Consider the following 22923-nt stretch of genomic DNA (forward strand, 5'->3'; position numbering starts at 1 on the left):
GGCAACGGCGGAAAGAAAGTCAAGCCCTCGGGCCTGAATGGTTCACTTATTCACTCTGGTTTGCGACCCTTGTCCTATCCCCTGTAGGGAGTGGCGATGCGGCGGTTCGGTTCGGCGGCGGTGTTCGGAGGCCTCCTGTTGGCGGTCGCCGGGGTGGCGCCCGCCCTGGCTCACGAGCACCCCAGCGGGATCACCGACCTGGTGACCCCCGCGGTGGCCAGGATCGAGGCCACGGCGCGCGTGGACATCACGCTCCTTGACCACATCGGCGAGCTGGTCCACGTGGAGCGTTCCTACGAGGTGCCGATCGGCAGCGGCACCGGCACGGTGATCAACCCCGACGGGGGCATGGTCACCCTCACCCGGGTGGTCAAGAACGACAGGGACGTCCGGATCTACGCCGCCAACAAGATCTTCGCCGAGCACCACAAGGTCAAGGTCCCCGCGGACTTCGAGCGGCACAAGCTCAAGGACGACCTGCTCGACCACCACCTGCAGGAGTGCTACCCGCCCAAGCAGCCCACCGCCACCTGCATCATCGACGTCACCACAGAGATCAGGGTCTTCCCCAACATCACCCCCGCCGACAAGGAGGGGTTCAAGGCCGAGATCGTCCGCGTCGGCGACAAGCCCGACAGCCCGGCGGTGCTGAGGCCCGTCGGCCGCGCCGACGGGAGCGCGGGCCTGCCCACCGCCCCGCTCGCCGCCGAGGTGCCCGCCAAGGACGGCTCGCCGGTGGCGATCGCCGGGTTCACCGGTCGACCGGCCGCGAACCTGCCGGAGACCGTCGACATCGCCCACCTGCGGGCGGGGGGCGCCGGTGAGGGCGGCCGACAGTTCAAGGACCCGGAGAACAAGGTCAACGAGCCGGAGAAGCTGGGCGCCCTGGTCGACAGGGGGCTGCTCGGCGGCCCGGTGATCGAGGACAAGAAGGGCGAGGTCGTCGGCCTGCTGCTCGGCGGTGGCAAGGACGCCCGGATGATCGGTGTCAGGGAGGTCACCAAGGCCCTGGCCGAGGCGGACGTCGCGCCCGCCCGCGGCCCGATCGACGCCGCCTTCGAGCAGGCGCTGACCCGCTTCCACACCCACTACTACGGTGACGCGGTCCCCGCCTTCCAGCGGGTGCTGGACCTCTACCCGGGCCACACCGTGGCCGCCGCGCACCTCAAGACGGCCCAGGCCAAGCGTGGCACCGCGGAGGACGAGGGCACCAAGAGGGCGGCGGCCTCCACCGACGCGCCCGGCGGCGCGCCGCTGTGGCCGTTCCTGGTCGGCGGCGGCCTGCTGGTGCTGGTGGTGCTGGCCACCGCGATCCTGCTCTGGCGCCGCAGGCTCTCCGACCACGAACCGGCACCGGAGCCGAGCCCGCCCGCCGACACCCTGCCCCCCATCCCGCCTCCCAGCGTGAACCCGCCGCCCGTGCAGGCGAGATCGGTCTTCGACGAGCAGGTCGACTCAACGATCGTGGTCGGCCGCTCCTTCCCCGCATTGCCCAAGATCTCCTCGACCTCGCCCGGCCAGCCGGTGCTGGTGGCGCGCGATCCGGGCTCCAGCACCGCTCCGGACCCCAGACCCGCCGAGACGACGGTGCAGAAGTACTGCACGGGCTGCGGGATGCGGCTGGGTCCCGCCCACAGCTTCTGCGGCTACTGCGGCCAGCCGGCCAAGACGTGATGTCAGCCAACGACAGGGCGCTGATCGGCCGGGAAGTGGCCGGCTACCAGATCGAGGACATCATCGGCAAGGGCGGCATGGCCGTGGTCTACCTCGCGGTCGACCCCAGGCTCAACCGCCGGGTGGCACTGAAGATCCTCAACCCGCTCCTCGGCGAGGACGAGCGGTTCCGTCAGCGCTTCGTGCTGGAGTCGCGCACCGTCGCGAGCATCGACCACCCCAACATCATCCCGATCTACGAGGCCGACACCGCCGACGACGGCACCCTCTACATCGCGATGCGCTACGTCAACGGCCCCGACCTGCGCAAGCTCTTCTACGACCGGGGCCCGATGCCGGTCAGCCAGGTCAACCGGACCTTCGCCCAGGTGGCCGCCGCGCTCGACACCGCGCACGCCCACGACCTGGTTCACCGCGATGTCAAGCCGGCCAACATCCTGATCGCCGCCCACACCGAGGGCGACCACGCCTACCTCACCGACTTCGGCATCACCAAGCACCGCACCTCGATCTCCGGGCTGACCCAGACCAACCAGTTCATCGGCACCCCCCGCTACATGTCGCCCGAGCAGATCAACAAGGAGCACATCGACGGCCGCTGCGACCAGTACGGCCTGGCCTGCGTGGTCTACGAGGCGCTGGCCGGGAGGTTGCCCTTCCAGCGCGACAACGAGATCGCCCTGCTCTGGGCACACCTCGCCGAGACCCCCACTCCGCTCACCACGCTCCGCCCCGAGCTGCCGCTTGAGGTCGACGGTGTCATGATGCGGGCCCTGGCCAAGTCGCCCGAGCAGCGCTACGAGACCTGTGGCCAGTTCGTCGCCGAACTGCGTGACGCGATCAGCGGTGCCGGCCGGCCGTACCAGCTCACCCAGGCTCGCCCCGCCGCACCGACGGTGCCCACGGGGCGACCGGAGCCGAGCAGGCCCAGATCCGGCGGGAAGGGCATTCTCATCGGTGCGGCGGTGGCGATCACGGCGATCGTCGCGCTGGTGGCGATGCTCGCGACGTTCCTGCGCGGTGGCGACACCTGGGTGGCGTACCAGGGGTCGGCCGCGGTGCCGGTCGCCTTCCAGCACCCCGGCGCCTGGACCCTCCAACCGCACGCCGACGTGTTCGTGGTGGCCTCGCCGAGAGTGGAGCAGTTCCGGGCGCTGTTCGCCACGCCCGTCACCGCCGACTGGGCGACCGTGAACGAGATCATCAAGGACGACCCCCAGGACGCGGCCGGTCTCTACGCGCAGACGCTCGACACCCTCGACCCGCGCAGCAGTGCCAAACAGCTGCAGGAGACGATGCAGTCCTCGCTTCCCGGCACGGTCAGCGTCTTCTCCCAGGTCGTCCAGGTGAGCGTGGGCGGGCAGCCGGCCATCCGGCTGCAGGGGACGATCGCCGACCCACAGCGCGGCGGCCAGCTCGAATTCACCGGCTGGGTCGTCGAGCGGCCGGACGAGCCGGCCCTCATCATCTATTTCTGCGCGTCCGGCAGGTGCGACAACGCGACCGCCAATCAGTTCGTGCGGAGTGTTTCATTCCCAATGTTCTGAACCGTTGACTTGCGTCCCACTTGTGATCGACTTGTCCGGGTGTTTTGTCCTATGGGCAAGACGGTCATCAAGCTTTAGTCTCCCCGCATGGCGGTTCTCCTCTCCTCTTTTCGGCGCCTGCGCGCGGTGCCGAAGCCCGACTTGCTGATCGGCGTCGCGATCGTCGCCCTCGGCACGCTGGAGGCGTTCACCGTCGCCCCCGAGTACGGCGTGACCGAGACGACCGAGCTGTGGTGGGTCGGCCAGGCGCTCGTCACCGGCGTGCTCGTGTGGTTCCGGCGCCGGTCGCCGGTCGCCGTGTTCATCCTGATGATCATCGCTCAGTACGTCTGGTACCGGCAGGGGTACGAACACTGTCAGACCTGGCAGCTCGCCTCCCTGCTGATCGTCTTCCACACCGTCGGTGCCGAGCTCCCCTTCAGACCCGGGCTCGCCTGGGCCGTCACCGGCATCCTGGTGTTCGCCTCCGGTGCCGTCGACCACCGCCGGCTCCCCTTGGCGGAGGTCGTCTTCCTGATCGTCCTCTTCGGCGCCGCCTACCTCACCGGCCTCGCCCTGCATGCCCACGTCGCTCGGGCATACCGCCTGGCCGAGCAGGCCGTTCACCTGGAACGTGACAGGGAACGCGAGGCCGCCGAGGCCGTCGCGCGGGAGAGAGCGCGCATCGCCCGCGAGCTGCACGACGTGGTCGCCCACAGCGTCAGCATGATGGTCATGCGGGTCGGGGCGCTCCGCCGCTCGCGAGGCGGAGATGACGAGACACTGCTGGGCATCGAACGGATGGGGCGCGAGGCGGTCGAGGAACTGCGCGTCATGCTGGGTGCGCTGCGGATGCCACTGAACGAGGGCATCCCGCAGCCCGGCCTGGACCTACTGTCCGGAACCGTGGACTCGCTCGCCTCCTCCGGGCTGCGGGTCACCCTCGACGTACGGGGGGAGGTGGTGAGGCTGGCATCCGGGCTGGATCTGTCGGTCTACCGCATCGCCCAGGAGGCCCTCACCAACGCGGTCAAGCACGCCGGAGAGTCCGAGATCCGGATCATGCTCTCCTACCGCCGGGACTCCGTGGAGGTGGAGGTCACGAACGGGAGCGGGAACGGCGAGACGTTCTCCGCGCTGTCGACGGGCAACGGCCTCGTCGGCATGCGTGAGCGCGTCGCGCTCTTCGGCGGCACCTTCGAAGCCGGCCCGCGTCCAGAAGGCGGCTTCCGTGTCCACGCGTCCCTACCGACCTCGCTGGAGGTGCCGGCCGGTGAGCCGATCGCATGAGTGGAACCGGCCGTATGAGCCGGTTGACCGACCGAACCATGAACCAGGCGCCGATCCGCCTGGCAAGAAGGAGAAGAAGTGAGCATCCGTATCGTGATCGCCGACGACCAGGCGATGGTCCGCGCCGGGTTGAAACTCGTCGTGGAGAGTGAGACCGACATGGAGGTGGTCGGTGAGGCCCCCGACGGGGTCGAGGCCATCGCCGTGGTCCGCCGTACCAAGCCCGACATCGTGCTGATGGACATCTCGATGCCCCGTATGGACGGCCTCACCGCCGCCAAGCAGCTCCTGGGACAGCCGGAATCGCCGAAGATCATCATGCTGACCACCTTCGACACCGACGAGAACCTCTACACCGCGCTCCGCGCGGGGACCAGTGGGTTCCTGCTCAAGGTCTCGCCGCCCGAGCAACTGGTGGACGCCATCCGTGTCGTCATCGCCGGGGACGCCCTGCTCGACCCGGCCGTCACCACCCGGGTCATCGCCTCCTTCGCGGGCCGCCATGATCCCGCGCCCCCGCCGCAGCTGGCCGACCTCACCCCGCGCGAGCTGGAGGTGTTGCGCTCCCTGGCCCGTGGCCTGACCAACTCTGAGATCGCGGGGAAGCTCTTTGTCGGTGAGGCCACGGTCAAGACCCATGTGGCACGGGTATTGATGAAGCTCCATCTGCGGGACCGCGCTCAGGCGGTGGTGTTCGCGTACGAGTCGGGCGTGGTGCGGCCGGGGGTGGCGGTCGGGTAGTAGGAGATCCACTCCTCGCGGCTCATCCGGATCATCTTGACGCCGAGCCGGCCCAGCGCGACCGCGGCGGCGGCCCACATCGGAACGGTCACCGGACCGTACGGGACCACCAGCGAGGCGAGATAGCTGACGCCGACGACGAGTGGCACCCACCAGTGTGCGAATCCCGCCCGCCAGACGCCGATCAGCAGGACGGGCAGGCCGAAGATGGCGAAGAACAGCCAGGGCATCTGGAACCCGAAGACGACGCCGGGCAGGTTCAGCATCTCGTCGAGGATCCGCTGCGCCTGCTCAGGGGTGTTCCGCTGCCCGAGCCACCACTCCACCGGGTCGGTCATGAGCAGGCCCGACAGGCTGATGTAGCCGAGGATGGTGAGCGAGCCGGCGATGTGGCCGAAGACCACCGCGCGGCGGCGCATCACGTGCAGCAGGCCGAAGACCGCGATGGCCATCAGCAGGTAGGCCCAGTGGTACATCACCGACTGGACCTGGGCGAGGGCGGGATTTTCCGCGAAACTGACCGCTTCGCGCTCGTCGCCCCAGGTGCCGGGATCGAGGATGACAGCGATGGCCTGGAGCAGCGGGGCGACGATCAGCAGTAGGCCTGATGTGACGCGCCGGAAGTCGGCTGAATCCTTGAACATGGTCTTTCTTCCTGTGGGGGGCCGCTTAGTTCAGGAAGTTAGGCGGCGGGCCCCCGCCGGGTCGTCCGTCGCCGGGCTGATCCGAGGTCCCTCTCACGGGGTAAGAAGTTCTCACCATGGGCCGGTGAAAGGTGTGAGAAGTGCGTCTCATAAGGTCTAGACCACAGTGTGTGGGCCGGCGATCAGAAAGATAAGTGATGTTGCACGAAAAACTGGACTCGATCTACGACAGTGTCCTGCGCCGCAACCCGGGTGAGATCGAGTTCCACCAGGCCGTTCGCGAGGTGTTGGAGAGCATCGGACCGGTCCTCGGCAAGCATCCCGAGTATGCCGAATCCAAGATCATTGAGCGGATCTGCGAGCCGGAGCGACAGATCATCTTCCGGGTGCCGTGGGAGGACGACCAGGGTGAGGTCCACATCAACCGTGGCTTCCGGGTCGAGTTCAACAGCGCGCTCGGGCCCTACAAGGGGGGACTGCGTTTTCACCCCTCGGTGTACCTGGGCATCGTCAAGTTTCTCGGCTTCGAGCAGATCTTCAAGAACGGGCTGACCGGCCTGCCGATCGGCGGAGGCAAGGGGGGCTCGGACTTCGACCCCAAGGGCCGCTCCCAGCGCGAGATCATGCGCTTCTGCCAGAGCTTCATGACCGAGCTCTACCGGCACATCGGTGAGTACACCGACGTCCCCGCCGGGGACATCGGCGTCGGCCAGCGCGAGGTCGGCTACCTGTTCGGCCAGTACAAGCGCATCACCAACCGGTACGAGTCCGCGGTGATCACCGGCAAGGGGCTCAGCTACGGCGGCGCCCAGGTCCGCACCGAGGCGACCGGGTATGGCTGCGCGTTCTTCGTCGACGAGATGCTGAAGGCACGCGGCACCTCCTTCGACGGCAAGCGCGTCGTCGTGTCCGGCTCGGGCAACGTCGCCGTCTACACGATCGAGAAGGTGCAGCAGCTCGGCGGCACGGTGATCGCCTGCTCCGACTCCTCGGGGTACGTCGTCGATGAGAAGGGCATCAACCTCGACCTGCTCAAGCAGGTCAAGCAGGTCGAGCACCTCCGGATGGACGCCTACGCCAAGCGGCACGGCGGCAACGTGTCCTTCGTGGCGGGGCGGAGCATCTGGGAGCTGCCGTGCGAGGTGGCGATGCCGTCCGCCACCCAGAACGAGATCACCGGCAAGGACGCCGAGGCTCTGGTACGCGGCGGGTGCATCGCGATCGGCGAGGGCGCCAACATGCCCACCACACCCGAGGGCATCCGGATCTTCCAGGAGGCGGGTGTCGCCTTCGGTCCGGGCAAGGCCGCCAACGCGGGCGGCGTGGCCACCAGCGCGCTGGAGATGCAGCAGAACGCCAGCCGTGACTCGTGGACCTTCGAGTTCTCCGAGCGCCGCCTTCAGGAGATCATGAAGGACATCCACGGCCGCTGCCTGAAGACCGCCGACGAGTACGGCATGCCGGGCAACTACGCGGCCGGCGCCAACATCGACGGCTTCAAGCGCGTCGCCGACGCGATGCTCTCCCTCGGCCTGATCTGAGCCCTGACCCGAGTCGTCTGCCGTGACCGCCAAAGGCGTCGGTCACCGGCACACCTTCCATGACCGGGCGCCGCTTCTATCACGGACACAGAGGCCGAGCGTGTTTCCGGTGTATCGGAATTCCGGCGTCGTCCTCAACTGAGCCGTGGACGCGTTGTCCTGAAGCCCGAGTCCCATCCGCGGAAACGCCGTGAGGAAAGCGGGCCGCGCCGTCCCACCAGGCCGCCGGCCTCCCTGACGGGGAACAGGCACCTCGCCGCGGCGTGACAGTCCCGCCACACGAGGTCGGCCCGGCTTTTTCTGGAGCCCTTCGCTGATCGACGAATCGGTCCCAAGAAGATGATCAGCGAATACGGAAAGCAAGAGACTCGATTCTCCGGCCATCTCACGCTGCGTGCTCATAGCCGGACGGATCTGATCTTGACCAATAAAAAATCATCACCGATGATCTACAAGGATTTATTTATGCCTTATTTATGACCTGAGCGGCAGCATCTGGCGCCGCACGTTTCGCATGTTCTGTGGAGGGTGTGGCGGTGGCTGTTTCGCATGCGCGGACATGGGTGGTCACAGGTTTGGTCGCCGTTCTGGCGGTCTCGGGAACGATTGTGCTGACCGAGTTCGTGGAGCCTCCGGCGCAGGTCGCGGGCTCCACTTCCGAGCCCTCACTCGACGGACGCCAGATCAAGAGCGTGGCCCAGGTAAAAGGGCTGGAGAATACGCCGTCCCCCGGCAAGCCCTCTCCACCGGTGTGGCCCAAGCCGGGGAAAACGGAGTTGGTGCTCTCCGACTCCCAGCCGGTCGCGGCAAATGAGCTTTCGCTGTCGGTGGCACCGATCACCTTTGTTCCTCAGTCGAAAAGCGCATTTTCGGCCAGCGTTCCCAAGCCGCAGATTCCTTCGGTGAATTCACGGACCCCACAGGTTTCCAAGGTGCGGGTGGACGCGCTTGGGCCAGAGGTCGCCAGGCGACTCGGCGGGGTCGGCATCGCCGCGACGGTGACGCGAGCCGATGGCGGATCCAAGAGCGCGCCGGTTTGGATGACCTTTGACTACTCGGGTTTCCGTGACATCCAGGGAGCCGGTTTCGGCGCGCGTCTGCGGGCGGTCCGGCTTCCGGCGTGCGCGGCGGGCGGGCGGTTGCCCCAAGGGCAGGAGTGCTCGCTGCGTCCGAGGGAGGTGCCGTTCGTCAACGACGCGGAAACCGGAAAGATCATCGCTCAGGTCGACGCCTCCGGCACCGAGAACGCCGGTGGTACGGTGGCGGGCGGCTCGGTCTACCTGCTGATGTCGTCCGGTGTGTCCACCGCCGCGGCCGGTACGGCGGGCAACTTCGAGGCGACCGACCTGAAGCCGACCGGTACCTGGCAGACGGGCCTGTCGTCGGGATCCTTCAGCTACTCCTATCCGCTTCCGGAGCCGCCGTCACCGTCGGGTGAGGGGCCCGGCCTGTCCCTGGGCTACGACTCCTCCAGCGTGGACGGAATGACGCAGATCTCCAACTCCCAGTCGGGCTGGGTGGGCCTTGGCTGGGACGTAGCGGGACTGGGCTTCATCGAGCGCCGCTACCGGCCCTGCTCCACCGACGTGCTCCCCAAGGAGGCCAAGCATCCGTACCAGAAGGACAGCGGCCACCAGTGCTGGGAGTCACCGGACGAGAACGACGGCGACAGCGCGACCTCCGATCCGACCAACTCCGAGCTGGTGCTCTCCCTGGACGGCAAGTCCTCGCGGCTGGTGAAGAACGGCTCGACCGAGGAGTGGAAGACCGAGAGCGACTTCGGCTGGAAGATCCGGCAACTTGGTGACGACGGCTCCGGCGGCACCGGTTCCTCCTGGCAGATCACCACCCAGGAGGGAGACGTGCACACCTTCGGCTCCGGCAGGGAGTCACGCTGGCAGATCCCCTTCATCGGTGACGACGCCGGAGAGCCATGCCACAACTCATATCCGACACCGCCCTCCGGTGGCTGGCCGCTCAACCCGCCGGCGGACTACGTGCCCGCCGAGCCTGAGCCGGTGCCCTCCTGCACGGGAGTGTGGCGGTGGAATCTCGACAGGATGGTGGACGCCAAGGGAAACGTCACCGAGTACTCCTGGGCACGCGAGACCAACCAGTACGTCAAGGAGTACAAGACCTGCTGGAACGGCACCGCCTACGTCCCGTGCAACGTGGCGGTGGAGTACGACCGGGGTGGTTACCTGAGCCAGGTCCAGTGGGGCGCCAATGTCAACGTCTCCGGCAGTGCCGCGACCAGCCGTACCGTGTTCAACTCGGTGCGGCGGTGCGCCGAGGGTATGGCGGTGGACGATCCACTGGCCAATCCGGTGGTGGATCCCTGCGCGGAGGCGCCGCCCTCCCCGACGCCGACGACCACCCCGACAGGCTCGTGGAAGCACGAGTGTTACGACATGGTCTGCACGACCTACTGGGATGTTCCGGCGGACCTGGACTGCTCGACCGGAAGCAACGCGTGCCTGCCGGGATCACCGGTCTTCTTCCTCTCCAAGCGGCTGGACTCGATCGGCACCTACAGCCGGACGAGCGCCCAGGCGAGCTGGGAGGACGTCTCGAAGCTGCAGCTCCGCCAGCTCTACCTGACGAAGGGGAACTGGTCGAGCCAAGGCACGAACGACCCGGCGATGTGGCTGGACTACATCCGTCCCGTCGGCACCGCGGGCACGGGGGAGATCCGGCTCCCCGCCGTGGAGTTCGACGCCGTCAAGTCGTTCGGCTTCCGCACCGAGTTCTACGGCGGGAGCCTGCCGGCCGATGCCCCGGACGCCGTCGAACGGTCCTACACGACCGCCCTGCCGCGTATCGCCAGAGTGCACAACGGCCTGGGCGGCCAGGTAGAGGTGACGTACGGCCAGGTCAACCCCTGCCCGACCAGTGGCCTGCGGACCCGGTCATGGTTTGAGGCCGGGTTCGACTGCTTTCCACAGTTCCAGTACTGGGGCTGGGCGCGCACCACAAGTGGCTTCGGAAGCCTGGTACGCCGCCCGGTGATGGCCGTACATCCGAAGATGATGGTCCAGCGGGTCGTTGAGCGGGACATGGTCGGAGGCTCACCGGCAGTGGTGACCTCCTACGAATACCAGGGAAAGCCCGCCTGGGACCTGGAGCGTAACTACCTCACCAACGACATCGACGAGATCACCTGGAACGACTACCGAGGGTATGAGACCGTCCGGACGGTCAAGGGATCCGGTGCCGACCCCGAGGGTTACTCGGTCAACTCGACCACGTTCTTCCGCGGCATGCACAGGGATCACAATCCCAAGACGGTCACCGACTTCGAGGGCAACGTCCACCAGGATTCGCGCTGGCTGGCCGGCCAGGTGCTGGAGGAGCGTACCTGGCGCCGCAGCGCCGCACAGAACGCGTCCGGTGCTGGTTCCGGAGGTGACGAAAAGACGTTTTCCAGCACGCCGGGACGTACGGCGAGGGTGGCGACGGTCGCGCTGCCCGAGCATCTGACCAAGGCCAGGGCAAGGGCGGCGTCGGTGCGAACCTCCCAGGCACCGTCTCCCGAAGGTGATACGGCCGCGCTGCAATCCTCTCCCGAGAGCGAGAGCACGGAGGACTCCCAAAGGGAACCCGTCACGCCGACGCCCGAACCCCAGACGTCGGCTGTCGGCCCGGAGACGACTACCCAGCCCTCCACACCCCAGCCGGTCGCCCCGGCACTGGACAGGGAGGCCGCGCTGACCGAGGCCCGGCGTACCGGTACCGCCGTCGAGGTGAGCGCCGCCACCACGGAACGGCTGATCACCCATGCCCAGCCCGACGGTCGCACCTTCACCGCCGAAGTGTCGCCCGGCCCGGTCCGGGTGAGGCAGAACGGTGTCTGGGTTCCGATCGACACGACACTCGTCGAGCAGGACGGTGCCCTGCGGCCCAGGACGGCACTGGCCGACGTACGGATCTCCACCGGTGGGGAGGGAGCGTTCGCCACCATGACCCGCCGTCCTGGCGACTCCTTCGGGCTGCGCTGGCCCACTCCGTTGCCCAAGCCTCACATCGAGGGCAACGTCGCCACCTATGTCGACGCCGGCGGGCCGGCCGCCGACCTGGTCGTCACCGCGCTGCCCACCGGGTTCCGGTACGACGTGGTCCTGCGCGAGCGCCCGGAGAAGCCGGTCGAGTACCACGTCGCCGTCGAGGCCGAGGGGCTCACCCTGTCCAAGGACGCCTCCGGCGGATTGCGCCTCACCGACAAGCATGGCAGGGTCTCCGCGGTGACCTCGGCCCCGGCCATGTGGGACTCCCAGCCCCGCTCCGCTCCGGCCGAGCGGCCGGATCAGACGGCCAAGGAAGATGCGGCCAGGCGGGACTCCGCGACCGACGAGGTGTCGGCGAGGACACCCGGTCGTCTGGGAACGATCTCCATGGAGCTGACCGGCGACACCCTGGTGATCAAACCTGACCCCGGGTTCCTCGCCGACCCCGCCACGGTCTACCCGGTCACGGTCGACCCCACCACCACCCTCGGTGTGACAGCCGAGACCTCGATCGCCGATGACGGCGGCATCTACTCCACGGCGCGGACCCTGAGCACCGGCCGTCTCGTCACGTCCACCACCACGGGAGCCAAACGGCTCTACCGCTCCTACCTGGGTTTTGACACCTCTTTCCTCAATGGCGCCACCGTGTCCTCCGCCTCGCTGCGGCTACAGAATGACTACGCCTCCGCCTGTGCGAGCGCGCCCCAGATCGCCGTCAAACGGGTCACCGGGCCCTGGACGCCCTTCGATGTCGGAAATCCCGGATCCGGCACCAATTGGAGCAGTCAGCCCGCGAGCACGTGGACCGGGTACGCACTCAACCAGAGCTGTGCTTCGGGAGCCGCCTGGACCTGGAACGTCACCACCATCGCCCAGGCATGGGCCGGAGGCGAGCCCGGACACGGACTGCTGGTCCTGCTGGACAACGAGCTCCCCAAGACGCTGCCCGACTACGTCGCCGACTTCCACTCCGCCACCCGGCCCGGTGGCGTCCCACCCGCGCTGACCATCACCTACACCGGAGGAACCAATCCCACTCCGACACCTACGCCGACCTCGACCGGCGGGCCGACTCAGACGCTGCAGCTTCCGCTGGTCGCTGACGCGGCGGTGGACAACTGGGGGTTCGGGGGATCTGACGACGAGCTTCTCGCGGCGGGTACCTATGACGTGGACGGAGACGTCGACCTATCCAGGGCCTACCTCAAGTTCGACACCACGGCGTTGGCGGGTAAGACCGTGGTGGATGCGAAGCTGACGCTCAACTCCGTTGACGGGTATGGCTGTGGTGCGGCGGCCCAGGGGATTCGGGCGCGTCAGGTCACCGGCACGTGGGCGCCCGCCTCGCTCTCTTTCGGCAGCGAGCCCACCACCACCAACCAGGGGGCGGTCCTCGACGACGCCCCCGGTACCTGTGCCGCCGAAGGCCCCATGACGTGGACGATCAAGCAGATCGCCCAGTCCTGGGCCAATGGCACCGCGAACAATGGTGTGCAGCTCGCCGGGCACCCCGAGAGCGGCATCGTGTACGAGCGGTACTTCGCCTCGTCCCGTTCCACCTCATCGGGTGCCGCCCCCAAACTCACCGTCACCGTCACCTCAAGCACCCCCACCCCCACCCCCACCCCTACGCCCACTCCCACCCCGACCCCGACTCCCACGCCGACACCGACCCCGACCCCGACTCCCACGCCGACCCCAACACCCACCGGTGTTTCCTGCGCGGCTGAGGAGTGGACGGCCGGCCAGTTCCCCACAGCGGGTGAACGAGTGCTCTGGAACGACCGGGGCTACGAGGCGACTCGCGACTTCGACTTCGAAAACGAGGAGGACTGGGACGAGATCTACGTCGAACCGGAGGAGAGCTCTTTCTGGAGAGACATGGGTCCCTGCGTGGACATGCCCGTCCCCACACCCGGCCCGGGCGACAGCAACGAGATCACCCTTGCGCTTCCGCCGGTGACCGACACCACTCTCGAATCGATGTGGAACGCCCCCGACTCGCCCGGAGAGGAGACCCTGACCGTCGGCGGGGAGTCCGCTTCCTACAACGGCCAGAACACAATCAATTACAGCCGTTCGTACCTGAAGTTTGACGTTTCGGCCCTGCGAGGGCGTCAGGTTCTTGATGCTCGCCTGGAGATGCACAACAGCACGACCTGGTGCCACCCCTCCTATCCCAAGGCGTACGTGTCCAGGGTTACCGAGAGCTGGCGCAGCGGGCAGATGACCTGGAACTACCGTCCCGACACTCATCTGTGGGACGACTCGATCACCGAATGCCGCCCGAACGGTCTGATGAGCTGGGCGCTCACCTCGGTCGCCCAGGCCTGGGCCGACGGCGCCGACAACCATGGCGTGCAGGTCTCCAGCCAGGAGTGGTTGAATTTCGGGGAGAACACCGCGATGGAGTTCCTCTCCTCGGAGAGTTCCGGTGTGAAGCCCCGCCTTGTCGTGACGTTCGTCGACACCCTGTCCGCGCCCCAAAGTGGTTGGAACTACCAGGAACTCTCCGGGACCCGGTACGAGTACCAGCGGGTGGTGACCGGTGACGGCCCGCAGATCTACGACCCCGCGAGAGTGGAGCAGACCCGCCAGGTCAGCAGGGAGAAGGTCTCCGACGGCTTCCGCTACGCCGAGACCAAGACCGCCTACAACGACGACGGTCTGCCCATCAAGGTCAACGACTACGGTGAGCGTGGCAAGGCGGAGGACAACACCTGCACCTCGACCACGTACGCCCGCAATGTGAGCAAATGGATGCTCAATTATTCTGCGGGCGGTGAGCGTCGGGCCGGAGACGACTGCGCGAGCGGCGAGCTACTGGAGAAGACCGTCGTCATGTACGACGGCGCGACCTCGCCCACCGCGGGCACTATCTCGGCCGGCAACCCGACCGAGGGCCGCACCTACAGCAGCGCCACCGAATATCTGACGACCAAGACCGCCTACGACGGCTACGGGCGTCCCGTCTCCAGCACCGACACCGCGGGCAAGGTCTCCACCACCGCCTACAGTCCGGCCGTCGGCTGGCCGACCGGTGGGGTGAAGGTCACCAACCCGCTCGGCCACACGGTCACGGCCTGGACCTCGCACCTGCACGGCCAGGTCGTGGGCATCCGCGACGCGGACAACAACGACCTCAACATCGACTACGACCAGCTGGGCCGTACCCTCCAGCTCTGGACCCCCGAGGAGCCCAGAAGCGAGACGGGCACGCCGGCGGCGAAGGTCACCTACACGATTCCCTACGACGGAGGCATCCGGCAGCCGGTCGCCGCGGCCAGGACCTCGGTCAGCAGGCTGCGTTCGGGCACCGGCGCCTCCGCGACCTGGCTGACCGACTACACCTTTGTCGACGGCTGGGGCAGGGACCGCGAGCGGCAGGCGGCCTCACCGGTCGGCGGCCAGATCGTGACCGTCACCGCCTATGACGGCCGAGGTCTCCCCACCGCCTCCACCGGGCCGGTCCACAACCCCGGCACGCCGGGAACCGCCCTGCTCAACCCGCGCCTGACCGAGGTGCCCCAGTGGTCCGCGTCGACCTACGACACCCTCGGCCGTTCGGTGCTCCAGACCGAGCACAGCGGGGCCGACGAACTGCGGCGCACCGTGCTGAGGCACTTCGGCGACCGTACCGAGGTCCAGCCGCCGACCGGCGGCAAGACCGTCACGTACACCGATGTCGCCGACCAGGTCACCAAGATCGAACAGTGGGCGGACGCGGTCACCCACCATGACACCGGCTACACCTTCGACCTTGACGGCCAGCTCACCAAGATCCTTGACGCGGCAGGGAAGGAACGTACCTTCACCTACGACCTGCTCGGTCGTCGCGTCGCGTCCCACGACCCTGACTCCGGCGACGGTGAGATGAAGTACGACACCGCCGGACGACTGGCCTGGACCAAGGACGGTAACGGCCAGAAGGTCTCCTACAGCTACGACGACCTCGGCCGTCAGATCGCCCAATGGGCGGGGGAGCCGGAGACCGGCACGAAACTGACCGGTTTCGTGTACGACACCCTCTCCAAGGGACAGCTCACCTCCGCCACCCGCTACGTCGGTGGCAACGCCTACACCGACACCGTCACCGGTTACGACCGGCTCGGGCGTCCGACGGGTACCACGCTGACCGTCCCGGCTTCGGAAGGGCAACTGGCCGGGGACTACACCTTCAAGACCGGCTACAACGCCCAGGGCATCATGTCCGAGATCGAGATGCCCGCAGCCGGCGGTCTCCCCAAGGAGAAGGTCACCTCCACCTTCACCGACCTCGGCTTCGCCAACGGGTTGACCTCCGACCTCGGCGGCGGGTTCACCTATGTCAAGGAGACGCGGTGGTCGGCCAGCGGCCGGATGACCGAGCGCTCCTACGGTGCCAACGGCCAGGTCAAGCGCACCCTGATCTGGGACGAGCGGACCGGTTGGCTCAACCGGATCACCACCACGGCCAAGGCCGACACCACCGCCCCCCAGCTCGCCCAGGACGACCACTACACCTACGACGTCTCCGGTGAGATCACCCGCATCCTGGACGCGGCCTCGGCCGTACCGGGCGGGACCGCGGGGCAGTCGGAGTGCTTCACCTACGACGGCCTGCACCGGCTGTCCAGTGCCTGGACCACCACCGCCTCCTCCTGCGCAGGAGGGGTGGCGGGCGGCGACAACCTGGGCATCGACCCCTACAGGCAGTCGTACACCTACGACGCGGTCGGCAACCTCACCACACTGACCGACGGGGGCCAGACCTCCACCTACCGCTACCCGACCTCGGGCGCCCGGCCGAACGCGGTCACCGCCATCGACCGCCCCGGCGGCACCAGCGACACCTACACCTACGACGACGCCGGCCAGATGACCGGGCGCACCGTCGCAGGCAAGCAGGGCGTCTTCACCTGGAACGAGCTGGGCCAGCTGGAGAAGGCCGGCATTGACGGCCAGGACACCTCGATGGTCTACGACGCCGCCGGTGAGCGTCTCATCCGTCGCGCCCCCGACGGCAAGACCACGCTCTACCTCGGTGCGATGGAGGTGGAACTGTCCGCCGGACAGGTCAAGGGCACCCGCTACTACACGACCATCGACGGCGCCACGGTCGCGATGCGTGTCGGCGGCGACGGGGTCACCTGGATGGCCTCGGGGCTGCACGGTTCCCAGCAGCTTGGCATCGATGACGCCACCGGCCAGGTCAGACGCGAACGCTACCTGCCCTTCGGTCAGCGCCGCGGCGTCGACGACCTTCCCTTCACCGACCGGGGTTTCCTCGGCAAGACCGAGGACGCCTCCACCGACCTGACCTACCTGTCGGCCCGCTACTACGACCCGACGATCGCCAAGTTCATCTCCACCGACCCTTTGCTTAACCTCGACAAACCCGACTGGGCCAACCCTTACAGCTACGCGGCCAACAACCCCATCGGTCTGTCGGATCCCACGGGTCTTGCCCCGATCATGGACTCGGGCGGCGGCGCGGGCGATCCGTGCGCCAAGAACAAGAGCTCCAAGAAGTGCCTGGAGTGGAAGAAGAACGCCGCCGCCAGCAAGGTGGAAGGTGCCCAGTCCGCGGTGGACGCTCACCTCGCGACCCTCCTGGGTGTCGCGAAGAAGCTGCTGGATCTCATCGCCAGAGAGCTGGGCATCACCGCCGGTATCGAGTGCTTCAAGACCGGAAACATCGACGCCTGCAGTGAAACCGCCCTCAACGTCCTGAGTTCTCTGGCCGGTGGAGTGGTGGGCAAGCTGGCCGCGAAGTACGGCATGCCGTGGAAGTGGAAGAAGCTGGCCGAGCTCGGAAGACAGGTATGGGATCTCGGCAGGCGTGCGGTTGCGGCCATGAAGGGCTGGCTTGAGGCCAGGAAGCGTCTGGGAGCGGCCCAGAAGGCACTTCAGAAAGCCGAAAAGGCACTCAAGACAGCAGCATGCAAACGTAGCAGTTTCGTCCCGGGCACACTTGTATTAATGGCCGATGGGTCCCATAAACCCATCGAACAGGTCGAGGTGGGTGACCTTGTCCTGGCCACCGATCCAGAGACCGGCAGAACCGAGGCGAAGCCCGTCATCGCGCTGATCACGAGTGCGGGAAGCAAGAACCTCGTCCAGATCACCGTCGACACCGACGGCGACCAGGGAACCGTCACTGGCGTGGTCATCGCCACTGACCAGCATCCCTTCTGGGTCAGCAGTCAGCAAGACTGGGTTCAAGCCACCAAAATTCAGCCCGGTGCTTGGCTCCGGACTAGCGGTGGTGACCAGCTCCAGGTCGTGGGGATCGCAAAGTGGACGACTGGCCACCAGCGTGTCCACAATCTCACCGTCGATGGTTTCCACACGTATTATGTGCTAGTCGGCATCACCCCGGTCCTCGTTCACAATACGTCAGCGGGTTGCGAGCGAACTGTATCGAAGCGCGACGACATCACTGCTCCGGATAGTCGATACGCAAATGCGCTGACCGATGTTGGCCACGAGGAGTTCGGCAATAACCTCATTGCTAATGGTTGGAGTCGGTCTGCATCCAAGGACGGAAAGGTAATCATCTTTAAGAAGGGTGGCGCCAAGTATGTCCTTCGGGGAAGTGCGAATAGCTATGATGGGTGGACGGCTGACTTTTATAAGGCCGGATCTAAGAACATTGATACGAAAATCAGATTGGGTGGCTGATGGTGGAGCGAAGCCGACTCGTGGCCGACCGTAGTGGCTATGAAGAGGTCCGAACCTGCGTTGCTGCAGTGTTCAACCTTGAGGCTCGTCTTCCAGATATGGTGTTTAGGAATCCCTCTAAATCCACGCTCTTCTGCGAGTTCGAAGCGGTCCTCGGCGTTGATTTCTGGCCTGCGCTCTGTGCTCTTGCGCAGCTACACGGCGATGACTGGATCCATTTGCTGGTTCTCGATCCTGATGGCGATTCGTACTACGTCCCGGAGTACAACATGTACCCGGCAGCCTCGATAGCTACCACCTCAAGTATGGACGAGTACTGGGAGCTAATAAGCGAGGAACCTTCCGGTGACGTTACCGGCGCAATCGTTTTCTCGGCAGAGGTCATTGCATTAACGGGAGTTTCTGGAAAGTGGGGGTGTTGGGGTGAGAGGAGTATCGGAGTCGCGGCGATACAAGGTGTGCCAGCCGATGGATGGCGCGAGAAGTATGGGCCTCTCCTGACAGTTAACGACGCACTGCGCCAGTACATCACTCCGAACTTCCGTAAACTAGGTGTTCCCGGTGAATTCGCGTCAGCCCTGACAACGAACTATGCACCCTAACTGAAGATCGAGTTGGACGTCAGACATTCACACCTGGAAGAAGACCAGCGAACTCCACTCCGGGTCATGGTTGCAGACCGGCTCCGGAACACACGTCTACAAGGATTATTGGCGCGTGCTCCGAGCCGGCAGGTTTGTAAAAATAATCTCTGGCCAAATTCGGCGTCTCAAAAAGGAGGTCCAAACCTTTAGGGGAAACATAAGGAAAATAATGGGAGGATGATGTGGAAGATTCGTCCGTCGAAATATCGATTTCGGAGCTTCGGCAAATTGTCTTAACAGTCCTCGATCGTCTAGACCTGTCAGCGGGTGAGTGTGTCACCTTTGATAAAGACTATTTCTGGTCGGTTCCAGCCGATGGACTCTTTGAGATGTTCAACGGTCCACCCGAGTTGACGGTTGGGCAGCTGAGCGAGTCAATTGGGCATATCCGTGACGCCCTGGACGACGACTCTCGAGTTGTTGGGTACCATCTGGTTTGGGTGGCTGACATACTGAAAGCGATTGGCAGTAAAAGTAGTTTTTAGTTCCGAGTGTTCAGCTATTTGGTTGAGATGTCTTCGTGTGCGCCCGCCTGCTGAAGGCTCGGCTGGTGGGAGATGGTCGGCGATTTGCTGTTCTCGGCCGGAAAAATTTCCAAATGGGATGTGAAACGGGTTGCGGGTCGCAGTGTCATCTCATGGCTTCGATTTGGTGAAGATCTGTTTTGTTGATATTTTCTCAAAATGTAAAAATCTGCACCATCAGAGCATTCTTGATCTCTGCAAGATCGGCCCTAAGGGATCGCACTGACCAAATTATAAAATCGTCGGGGGGCCTACGAGTGGAAGAGCCACTCCAGCGCGGTGCGGGATTTGTCGATGTATGTGTCCTGGCCGGTTTCGAGGCCGTAGGCCAGGTCCTCCAAGAGGCTGCATCCGCCGTAGAAGAGGGCGCGCTCGCGTAGGGCGGTGAGGTCGCCGGACCGGTAGCCGCCGAGGGCGGCTTCCAGAGCGGCGGGGCCGAGGTCGCGGTACAGCAGGCCGAAGTCGTAGGCCGGGTCGACGATCGCGGCGTCGCTCCAGTCGATGACGCCGGTCACCGCACCCGTGGCCGGGTCGACGAGCACGTGCTCGATCCCCAGGTCGTTGTGCGAGAAAACCGGGTCATAGCCGCCGTCCGGGGGCGGGGTGTCCAGGAATGTCTGCACCGTTCGGCGGTGGGCTTCTGGGATCTCCTTAATGATCGTCGGGTAGATCTCCTTCGCCTCGTCCAGCCATTCGGACAGCGGCGGGGCGTCCACCTCCACCAGGCCGGCCAGCCGATCGAGGGGAACCGCGTGTAGCGCGGAGAGCAGGCCGCCGAGCGTGGCGGCGACCGACGGGCCATGGGACAGCCGCTCCGACGGGGGCAGGCCGAGCAGCGGCAGGCCCGGGAGCTTGAAGTAGGCCAGGCAGCCCTGCTCCGCGACGGTGAACCCCGGTTCGGGGACGGGTACCGGTGAGAAACCCGCGACACCGGTCAGGAGACGGGCCTCACGGTCCACGAGCATGGCACGCCGTACGGGATCGGCCTCCTTGCTGAAGCGCACGATCAACTCGCCGTTGACCTCGTACGCGAGGTTGTCCTGACCCTCGCCGAGCGGCGTGATGGTGTCGACGCGGTAGCCGGGCAGGTGCGCGGCCACCGCGTCGTGGGCGGCCTGGGCGTGGTCGTGGCTCTGCATGCCGTGACCCTACCGATCACAGGGCCGGGCTGAAGCGGCTCGGATATATCAGGAAGTGGTTTTGGGACGCCATGACGACAAGGGTGATCTCTCGAATTGACGAGATCCCCTTGGCGGCACCGGGTGAATCTGGCCACCCGGCGTGCGAATCGCCAAACTGACTCCTACCTGTCCGATGCGGCCGCCCGCTTCTGTCGTCACCCGCGACGGCCTTTCGGCCTCGGAGGCGGTGGTGCTCTCAGCTCGCGCCGGGGACGGTGACGTTCTTCTCCTTGAAGCCGTAGCCGTTCTGGGTCGCATGCTGCTGCAGGCCGGTGAAGGAGTTCTTGGTGGCGTTGAGGTCGGCCTCGGTGGCGGTGCCGTTCTTCAGCTTGGAGGTCAGGTTGCTGAAGCTGGCGGTGACCGCCGTGACGCCCTTGCACAACGTCGGGTTGGCCAGGGCGAAGCGCTTGGCGACCTTCAGTTCGTGAACGGTGAAGAGACCGGCCACGGCCGCCTTCGCGAAGGTCCGCTTCCGCTTCTCCGCCCCTTCCTTGAAGCCCCCGCTCCGCAGTGGTCGGTAGATGTAGCGGTAGAAGGCTCCCAGGGCGAGGCCCGCGTGCAGTGCGAAGCGGGTCTTGGCGAACTTCTTGGCGTTGCCGGTGGCCGGGCAGTCGTTCGAGGGGTACTCCTGGTCGGCCTCCGCGCCCTGCGGGGCGCCTTCGGCGGCGGCGGGCGGCGCGGTCGTGGCCACCGCGGCTTCGGGCTTCAGGGCGGTCGGCCTGTCACCGCCGCAGCCACCCACCAGGGCCACGGCCAGCAGTACCGCTGCCGGGACGACAAGGGATCGGGTACTCCGTGCAAGCATTTTCCCCCCCGGAGAACTTCACGGTGTCGCGATTCGCACCTTTTCTCCTGGTTCTACCCTTTGTGGTGGATTCGATACGTTGTGTGATCCTGGTGATCATCCGAGACGCTTTACGGGGCGGGGTGAGGGCGTGTTCGAGAGGCTCGTCATTGGTTGAGGGTCGCCAGGAACCGGCGCCAGCGTGATGAGGTCCGGGCGAGGCGGCGCAGGGAGTCCGGGACCGTCGGCGGCGGGCGGTGGCCACTCACGTCGAGCTGCTTGAGGTCGGTGAGGTCGCCCAGCCATTCGGGAAGGCCGGTCAGCTTGCCGTCCAGACGGAGATGGGTGAGGGTGGTGAGATCGCCCAGCGGCTCGGGGATCCCGGTGAGGTACAGGCGGAGCTCGCGCAACCCGGTCAGCTCACGTAGCTGCTCGGGCACCGTTTCCAGCGGTATGTGACTCAGGTCGAGCGTGTCCGACTCGTTCCGCAGGCACTTGTTGATCCGCAGTACGGCGGCCCTTGGAAGCTTCTTGTCGTCAGTCATGCCTTCCCTTTCCGAGAGCGTCGGCCCCGGTGGCCGACGATCACGCTAGGCGGCGGTACTGGAGGCTGACTTGCGGATCATTGGCATCCCGCGGGCCACTTCCCAGGTCCGATGAGCGGACGTGGGGAATAGAGCAGAACGGAGCCGGGCGGCCCGTTGGCCCCACTCTCGGCCGTCGAGTGCTTCCCTTACTGAGGAGAATGCCGATTAACGACGCGGACGTTGTGAAAGGCGGTTCCGGCGGGATACCGTAAGTGCCGATCATGGCCCCTGGGGCGGCGAACGTGATGGGTCAGGATACTGTCCCGGTGGCCTCTGTTCGGTCATTGGCCGGGGTGCCGGCCTTCTTTCGAGGAAATGCGGCGGAATGTACTCGCGCCCAGCAGGTGATCCGGCCGTCGGGCCGCCTCCTGTCATCCGCCTCCGGGGCGAACCAGCCTTTCCTGACTTGGTGTAGAAACGTTTCCCAGGCGTCGAAGCCGAGCAGGACACCCGGTTGCCCGGGAGTGCTGATCCTGACCCCGTCGCGGGTGATGGTGACGATCACTCGCACGGGGGCGCCGCCTGGTCGATCGCGCACCACACGGTACGGCCGAGATCTCCCTGGTCGCGGACTCCCCAGCGCCGCCGGGAGATCTCGTCGACGATGTCGAGGCCGCGCCCGCGCTCCTCGTCGGCCGGTACGCCTCCGGGCGCCCGGGGCTCCCAGGAGCCGCCGCCCGGGTCCAGGACCTCCAGGCGGAGGGAGCCCGCCCGCCGGGTGAGGGTGAGCATTATCAGATCGTCGGGGCGTCTCCGTTCGGCGTGCAGAACCGCGTTCGTCACCAACTCGGACGTCGCCAGCCTTACGTTCTGGTACGCCGGATGGGCGGCGCCGAGCCATTCCCGGACATACCCGCGGGCCTTTGCCGCGGACGCCGGATCGATTTTGAGGTACGCCTTCCCGATGACCTCGGATTCGCCATCCGGGTATTCCTGCCAGAAGCCGCTCACCGGATTCATCAGATATCTCCAGCGTGGAGACCCCGCCTCCAGGCGGGGGAGGAGACGCGGCGCGGTGCCGTGTTTCCGGGTGGGTGGTGTAGCCGTAGCCGTCGGCTCGTTGGAGCAGGCGGACGTGGCGGTGGCCGATGCCCTGCACGGTGCCGTGCCGGGTGGT

The 22923-nt window shown here is 66.2% G+C and carries 12 protein-coding genes; 7 read left to right on the top strand and 5 right to left on the bottom strand.

Annotated elements, in window-relative coordinates; translation table 11 throughout:
- Positions 1–96: 96 nt before the first annotated feature.
- From AB0K21_RS31165 to AB0K21_RS31180, 4 genes are all read left to right on the top strand, one after another.
- Positions 97–1674, top strand: a complete 1578-nt coding sequence (locus AB0K21_RS31165; RefSeq protein WP_364155239.1) for a hypothetical protein — start codon at positions 97–99, stop codon at positions 1672–1674.
- A complete protein-coding gene (locus AB0K21_RS31170; protein WP_343964013.1) occupies positions 1674–3221 on the top strand; it encodes a serine/threonine-protein kinase in 1548 nt (515 codons plus the stop codon). Before AB0K21_RS31165 ends, AB0K21_RS31170 begins: the two co-directional genes overlap by 1 nt.
- A gap of 87 nt (positions 3222–3308) precedes the next feature.
- Entirely contained in the window at positions 3309–4490 is a 1182-nt protein-coding gene (locus AB0K21_RS31175) for a histidine kinase (protein WP_364155241.1), read from the top strand.
- Positions 4491–4568: 78 nt separating this feature from the next.
- Positions 4569–5231, top strand: a complete 663-nt coding sequence (locus tag AB0K21_RS31180) for a response regulator transcription factor (RefSeq protein WP_364155243.1) — start codon at positions 4569–4571, stop codon at positions 5229–5231.
- Here the strand turns inward: AB0K21_RS31180 and AB0K21_RS31185 are convergent.
- Complete coding sequence (locus AB0K21_RS31185; protein WP_364155245.1) at positions 5171–5875, bottom strand: hypothetical protein; 705 nt, start codon at positions 5873–5875, stop codon at positions 5171–5173. The two genes, AB0K21_RS31180 and AB0K21_RS31185, sit on opposite strands and share 61 nt — an antisense overlap.
- 197 nt (positions 5876–6072) lie before the next feature.
- On the opposite strand from AB0K21_RS31185, the gene gdhA reads away from it, so the two are divergent.
- From gdhA to AB0K21_RS31200, 3 genes are all read left to right on the top strand, one after another.
- Positions 6073–7416, top strand: coding sequence for an NADP-specific glutamate dehydrogenase (gene gdhA, locus AB0K21_RS31190; protein WP_364155247.1), 1344 nt, complete (start codon positions 6073–6075; stop codon positions 7414–7416).
- 902 nt (positions 7417–8318) lie between these two features.
- The gene (locus AB0K21_RS31195) at positions 8319–18086 is read left to right on the top strand and encodes a DNRLRE domain-containing protein (protein WP_364155249.1); all 9768 of its coding nucleotides are present in this window, start codon (positions 8319–8321) and stop codon (positions 18084–18086) included.
- A 20-nt stretch (positions 18087–18106) separates the two neighbouring features.
- Entirely contained in the window at positions 18107–18688 is a 582-nt protein-coding gene (locus AB0K21_RS31200) for a hypothetical protein (RefSeq protein ID WP_364155251.1), read from the top strand.
- A gap of 817 nt (positions 18689–19505) precedes the next feature.
- Here the strand turns inward: AB0K21_RS31200 and AB0K21_RS31205 are convergent.
- From AB0K21_RS31205 to AB0K21_RS31220, 4 genes are all read right to left on the bottom strand, one after another.
- On the bottom strand, positions 19506–20393 hold the full coding sequence (locus tag AB0K21_RS31205; protein ID WP_364155253.1) for an aminoglycoside phosphotransferase family protein: 888 nt from the start codon (positions 20391–20393) through the stop codon (positions 19506–19508).
- Between the two features lie 238 nt (positions 20394–20631).
- A complete protein-coding gene (locus AB0K21_RS31210; RefSeq protein ID WP_343964003.1) occupies positions 20632–21240 on the bottom strand; it encodes a hypothetical protein in 609 nt (202 codons plus the stop codon).
- A 146-nt stretch (positions 21241–21386) separates the two neighbouring features.
- Positions 21387–21764, bottom strand: a complete 378-nt coding sequence (locus tag AB0K21_RS31215; RefSeq protein WP_364155256.1) for a hypothetical protein — start codon at positions 21762–21764, stop codon at positions 21387–21389.
- Positions 21765–22307: 543 nt separating this feature from the next.
- Positions 22308–22766 (bottom strand): ATP-binding protein, encoded by a 459-nt coding sequence (locus AB0K21_RS31220; protein ID WP_364155261.1) that lies wholly within the window; start codon positions 22764–22766, stop codon positions 22308–22310.
- Between the last annotated feature and the right edge of the window lie 157 nt (positions 22767–22923).

Source organism: Streptosporangium sp. NPDC049248 (assembly GCF_040678965.1).
GTDB lineage: Bacteria > Actinomycetota > Actinomycetes > Streptosporangiales > Streptosporangiaceae > Streptosporangium > Streptosporangium fukuiense.

Bases quoted from the DNA above. Each gene is read 5' to 3' on its own strand.
- AB0K21_RS31165 (WP_364155239.1), top strand. From the start codon at position 97: ATGCGGCGGTTCGGTTCGGCGGCGGTGTTCGGAGGCCTCCTGTTGGCG.
- AB0K21_RS31170 (WP_343964013.1), top strand. From the start codon at position 1,674: ATGTCAGCCAACGACAGGGCGCTGATCGGCCGGGAAGTGGCCGGCTAC.
- AB0K21_RS31175 (WP_364155241.1), top strand. From the start codon at position 3,309: ATGGCGGTTCTCCTCTCCTCTTTTCGGCGCCTGCGCGCGGTGCCGAAG.
- AB0K21_RS31185 (WP_364155245.1), bottom strand. From the start codon at position 5,875: ATGTTCAAGGATTCAGCCGACTTCCGGCGCGTCACATCAGGCCTACTG.
- gdhA (WP_364155247.1), top strand. From the start codon at position 6,073: ATGTTGCACGAAAAACTGGACTCGATCTACGACAGTGTCCTGCGCCGC.
- AB0K21_RS31205 (WP_364155253.1), bottom strand. From the start codon at position 20,393: ATGCAGAGCCACGACCACGCCCAGGCCGCCCACGACGCGGTGGCCGCG.
- AB0K21_RS31210 (WP_343964003.1), bottom strand. From the start codon at position 21,240: ATGCTTGCACGGAGTACCCGATCCCTTGTCGTCCCGGCAGCGGTACTG.
- AB0K21_RS31215 (WP_364155256.1), bottom strand. From the start codon at position 21,764: ATGACTGACGACAAGAAGCTTCCAAGGGCCGCCGTACTGCGGATCAAC.
- AB0K21_RS31220 (WP_364155261.1), bottom strand. From the start codon at position 22,766: ATGAATCCGGTGAGCGGCTTCTGGCAGGAATACCCGGATGGCGAATCC.